Below are 6,287 nucleotides of genomic sequence, written 5' to 3'. Positions count from 1 at the left end.
GTTTGTATACAGATGTTAAAATGCTGTGCTGCTTTTCGCACAGACATTTCATCTCGAATCATAATTTCTATGACTTTGTCTTTAAAATCTTTTGAATATCCCATATCTCTATTGTTCTATAGTTTTTAGGATTTGGCTATAGATATGGGTAAAAACAAGCATAACCATATCTTGGATTGGGTTAATTTCATGGTCTAAGTGTCGAATTTCTATTATGTTTACAAATCAAAAAAGGTATTGTACTGCTGTTGTTTATAGCAGCATTCCTGTCTATTTTAAAGCCATGTGTGCCACATCGATCATAATAAATTTACAATAAAAATCAACGATACAATTGATTCGCTAATGCCACATTTCAAGCTGCATTTAAAAACAAAGAAAAGCAGCATGCACCGCACACTGCTTTTCTTTAGCTTAGGACTAAATCAAGCCGTAGCTCAATCCAACCCTATGGATATTAACCAATAATAATCTGTTGATTATCTAATAAAGTTTGTAAATTTACATCGGCAGCTTTATGCCCTTCAAGTACCAACAGATTTGCCCAATCATGCGCACCTGCAGCACCATCACGGTCCACTTTCACTGTCGCTGTGCCATTTACATCTTCGACTTTAATGTACTGCCCGATATCGCCTTGATTGACATCCAGTAATCCTTTGAAGAATCCTTGGCTAAACTCAATCTTATCGGCATTGACATTCGCTCCAATCTTACCAACGGTAAAATCATTCCATGTATCGGTACCATTGCCAGCAGTCGCATCGGCAGCAACTAAAACGTCATAGACTGCAGTGTCACTACCTAAACCACCAACGAAAGTGTCATTGCCCGCACCGCCATAGAAGATATCATCTCCTCTCCCACCAAGCAGATAGTCATTGCCCGCACCGCCATAGAGAGTATCATTACCATCTCCACCAACTAAGTAGTCATCACCGCCTGATCCGTGAATGGTATCATCTCCATCACCACCATTAATGTAAGCACCTTTTGCGTAGTTTGTTTCATCCACAGCACCTACTTTACTTGAAACACCACTTCCAGCTAGATACTCATACATCATTTTCTGAGTTGTACCATCACTAAAATAAACAGTAATCATTGAGCCAGCCATTTGATCAGCATAGCTATCGTTTCTTGCCACAGTCGTATCAGTATCGGCAGCAAAGTTAAAAGACTTACCAGCTGTAAACTGATTTGCTCCAGTTGTCTTGAAGTCAATCGTTAAAGTCTGTGGCTCGCGGTTATCTTTATTATTTTTTTGTCCGCCGATATTATACTTACTCACTAAGTTATGATTAATAATACTTTTGTGAACAGAGTCGCTATCAAAACGAGTCTCTGTTTTAGTTGGCGTTGGATTGAAAAGTCCAGAACTGCCACGCGCACCAAAGTGCACGTCTCGGTTAGTTGAAGTACTCAAGTCAATAACCACTTTGGTAATCTTTACCTCTGCTTTGGTAGCGTCATCAAAAGTGATCGACCAAGGTGTACCTGACCCTGTTTCACCATTGACACCTACGCTTACCTTTTTCACATCAAGTTCAACTTGTGTTGCATTAAGTATGTCATTACCAGCAGTTCCTTTCTGAAACAAGTTATCTGTATTTTTGATGTCTTTGTCTAAGCCTGTCGTTGCTTTATTAAAGTCAAGTACTTCTACTCCCAATACTTTAGTTGTGGTCTTACTGTGCGAATTACTACTTTCAGTCGTAGTTGCTGAAATAGATAAGTTAATCTTACCAGTAAAGCCTTTGCTTGGTATTAAGCTGAGGTTATCCAAATTCCAGTCTTTAATACTCAAGCCTGTTTGACCCGCTTTAGCAGTAAAGGTATGTACACCATCGGTGATGGTGATACCAACTGGAATTCCATTGAGCTCAAGTGCAGTTAACGTTTCAGATCCATCTTTATCAATCAAATCGACCTGGATACCAGATAGCTTGATTGGTGTGTCTTGCATACCATTATCAACCGCTTCAGCAGAGAAGTAACCCCCATCAGGCTTACCTGTCGTATTGCTTACAAAACCACCCACGTCCGCACCTAAAGTCAGTAACTCTTCGGCACTACCATAAAGTTTGTAGTTTTCAGAAGTCAATAGTTTCGATGTTGCCTGAGCCCAACTTTGTCCTTTGCCTTTTTCTAGAACGCTAATGTTATATTCACCTCTACTATTTAGATTGGCAAAATAAGCTTCAAAAGTATAAAAGCCGGTTTTTTCAGGTACAAAACTGCTGATATTAATGGTACCGTTACCATCTCCGCCAATAATGGTCGGACGATAGTTGCCATAGGCATCACCGATAGTTTGTGCTAGAACTTTACCTCCAAGCTCAATATGCATTGCATCATCGGCATAACCTTCAAAGCTATACTCACGCCCAGCTTCTAGGTAAATTAAGCCCGTATAAGACACAGCGTCAAATATTGAACTAGTAACACTACTACCACTAAAGTTGCCTGCAAACTCGTTGGCACGTCCAGTGCTAGTTGCCTTAGCGGTGTCGAGCAAGTCTTCAAGCCCATTTGAATCAAAATTCTTTTTACTACTACTACTTAAGCTCAGGCTATTATATTGTTTAAAAATTAGACCTGTTGAAGCAGGTGCTGGTTTTAATGCAACACCTGAACCAGCTATACCGCCTGTGCTTGAGTTATCCCAAATATTGGCATTTAAGATAATGTTTGCACCATCAGCGACTGCTTCAACATTGACTTTTGCGGTAGTCGATATCTGCTGCGTACCATCAGAAACTGTGTAGTTCAGCACAATAGCATCCGTAGTATTGGCATGCGAAAAATGCTCTTTTGGTGTGAATGTCCATGTACCATCTGCATTGGCTACAATTTTACCCATACTTGGGTCTGCCAAAGTCACTGCAGTCACACTCAAACTATCGCCATCAATATCTTTGGCATTTTTCAGTAAATCTGCCTGTGTCAAGATGATCGATTGATCTTCTTTGATATTGAAAGACGTGCCTGGCGCAGTCGGTTGGTTGTTTAGACCAGACTGTTTTGAAACCACAACGTTACCTGCAGCATCTTCAGCATAGATATCAAGTGTTTTACCTTTCGCTAGCGCAGGAAGTGTTAATTTATATTCACCTGCAACACCTGTTGCAACCGCAGTGTATTTCACCCCATCAAGCGTTGTATACACCTGCTGTGCATCCGCATTGACTTTTACTGTCATTATGGTGCTTGCAACCGAACCATCCGCTGCCATTTGGTTGCTGACAACGATATTTTCAATCACTGGCGGTGTAGTATCGACTGTAAAGTTGAACTCATTTGATGCATCACTGAGCAAGCCAGTTTCATCATTATAAGCTTTTGCGGTAACTTTAACGTTACCTACCAACTTACCAGTGGTCACCGCAGCAGAAAGTTGATCAGATGATACATTCCATTCATAAACACCCGTTGCACCCTGTGGAATATCAATCTTAATTGGGGTGTTAATGTTATGTAAATACACCCAAATTTGGCTGACTAAACCATCTGTACCAAGGTCAATTGTACCTTTGATCACCCCTTGTGCATCATTGGTTACACCACCATTGACAATATTTCCAACAATACCACCTGCAACATTGTCTACATAAGCTATTACTTCAGGAGTGGCTAAACTCAACTCTGGGTTAAGCGTCTTACCATTATTGACACCAACGTTACCCGCACTATCCTCAACAAAAACTTGTAATTTAAGTGGTTCATAGTTTTCAATGGCTTGATCAAGACTCACTTTAATATCTAAGTAACCATTAAATCCAAGTGCATCTCCACCTACTACACCTGTACCCACGATTTTACCATCGTACAGTACCGTGACAATATTACCTGTTTCGGCAGAAGTTTCGCCTGACTTGGTGACTAAAGCCGTCACCTGACCATGCTCGCCATGACTTGCATCAAAGCCAACATTGGTCGCCTCTGGCGGTGTGATGTCTGTCTTAAAGGTGTACTTGTCAGTAACCTCACTTAACTTTCCAGTGACAGGGTCGTAAACTTTAACCTGAATATAAATATTATCTTCACGTAGTTCATCTGCTGCCCAAATTTCATTTAAGACTTTTTGCAAGTCCGATTCCGTCAGTCTCCACGTACCATCTGCTTCAACATTTACCTCAATATCCGCACCATTTGGATACGGCTCGACCGAAGACTCTGTGTCAGATGTATTAAACTTATTGACATAGAGGCGAATAGTAGCTTTACCATTTTGCACTAATGCTAAATCGACTTTACCAGTCAGCTCGCCTAAGACATCATTGGTAAGCTGGGTGTGAGTCTCGCCATCATTCTCAACCACCTCTTTATCAACAAGACTTACTGTCGTCGTTGTAACACTGACTTTACCTGTAGTTGCAAAATCAGCATCCTTACGAACAGAGAACTGTATTTGATAGCTGTGACCTAATGTATCTTTAAGAGTAAAGGTTGCATGTAATGGTGCAGTAGAACTGTCTAGTTGCTCTTGAATGTCCGCAATATTCAAAACCCATGAACCATCTGTATTAAAAGTTATTTCACCAATACCTGAAAGTTCATTAGAACCTAAAGACTCTTCAAACTCTATCACCTGACCAAACTTATTAGTAATTTTCCCTGTTAGTTTACCTTGACCATCTGCAGCGATACCTGTGTCTGTCACTTTATTATAAACACTACCGATATTGTCATAGTAGCCTGTAATTTCAATCACAGACTTTGGTGGTGCAGCCACAGTATAATCTTGGGTTGATTGGGCGATATTACCTGCGGTATCCGTCACTTTTGCATGAACTTGACCATCTTTCAGCTGTTTAGAGACCTCAGATGAAATTTCAGCTGTCCAACCTTTCTCTGCGTTCACTGTCGCAGTTACCATGATTGGTGCACCATCTTCACCAAGAATTGGCTGACCTTGAGCATCTTTGAAAGTTAAGGTCACAGTTGCACCTTCAGACACACCATCGACAGTACCTTTAATGGTGAAACCTTCTATTTTTTCACTCCACTGTACAAGATTATCTTCAGCAAAATCTGTAATTTTGATATCTGCAAAAGTATCAACCACTGCTGTAGCACTAACAATCTTAGAAATGTTACCCGCTTGGTCTGTTAAGCTGACCGATAACGCTAATGTCTCATCTTCACTTGGTGCTGTAAATTGGACTTGTACTTTCCCAGCCGCAACTTGTTCGGCAGTTAAGACTTGATCCTCACCATTAATCGTTAATGTATCTCCTGCACGCACAGAACCATCACTTGGCAATGTGACTGTGACTGTAACCTGACCATTTTCATCAATATCTGTCGCATTAATAAATGCATCAGCATTGCTTCCAATTGTCACAGTTGGTGTTGATGGCGCTGTGTCATCTTCAAACTCTAAGTCACCCACTGTTGCTGTAGTATTTGCAAGTGAGCCTTGCTCTCCAACCAATTCAATTTGAACTTGATTGCCCGCTTGAACCTTCGTGGTATCAACTGTGAATGAGAACTCACCATTTGCATCAGTTTGACCGCGATAAATTTCTTCACCAGCGTGATCTTTAATGATAACCGTGGTGTTTGCTTCACTGGTTTGACCTTTGACAATCAGCCGATCTGCTTCACCATCCGCCATTTCATCCGTATCTACAGGCGTTAACTGAGATATATTCAGATTTACTGGAATATCTAGTTTAGATAAGTCATCTAAGCGCTCTTTAAGTTCTGGTTGTGCACCTGGAGCTAAATCATCAACTTTGTCTTGAGCTCTTTCTTTTAAGCTTTCTGCATTTTTCACAGCTTGCTCAAGTTCAGCTTTTTGAGCTGGCGTAAAGCCATTTTGTTTCGCATTTGCAATAGCTGTATTCGCATCTGCATAAGCTTGCTCAGCCACTGCAACAGAGGTTGATGCACCCGTCACATCTAATCGATCTTGTAGATCCTTGGCATCTGACTCTAAAGCATCTTTCGCTGTACCTTCTGGAAGTGCAGCAATCGCATCGTTGGCTTTGCCAAGTTCTGCTTTCGCTTCTTCAAGTGCTTCTTCAAGTGCATCGATTTCAGACTGTTCAACTTTGCCGTCAGCAATCGCATCTGTTAATGCTTGCTCTGCCGCTTCAACCGCTGTTTCAGCAGCATCGAGTAAGTTAGCAGCAGCATCAAAGTCGTCTGCGTCAACCGCTGGGACATCAATCGCATCTAAGCGAGCTTGCTCGGTGCCTGCTTCAGTAACGAGTGCAGCTTTCGCTGTACCTGCTGGCAAGTTGTTAATCGCATCGTTGGCTTTGCCAAGTTCTGATTTC

1 protein-coding gene is annotated in these 6,287 nt (G+C 41.3%); it reads right to left on the bottom strand.

What is annotated here, in order from left to right; translation table 11 throughout:
* Positions 1-457: 457 nt before the first annotated feature.
* On the bottom strand, positions 458-6,287 hold a 5,830-nt coding region (locus FTT85_RS17135), incomplete at its 5' end, for a cadherin-like domain-containing protein (RefSeq protein WP_180184039.1).

The sequence above is a fragment of the Acinetobacter sp. YH01020 genome (assembly GCF_013420275.1).
GTDB lineage: Bacteria > Pseudomonadota > Gammaproteobacteria > Pseudomonadales > Moraxellaceae > Acinetobacter > Acinetobacter amyesii.
This window is presented reverse-complemented; position numbering and strand designations above follow the sequence as displayed.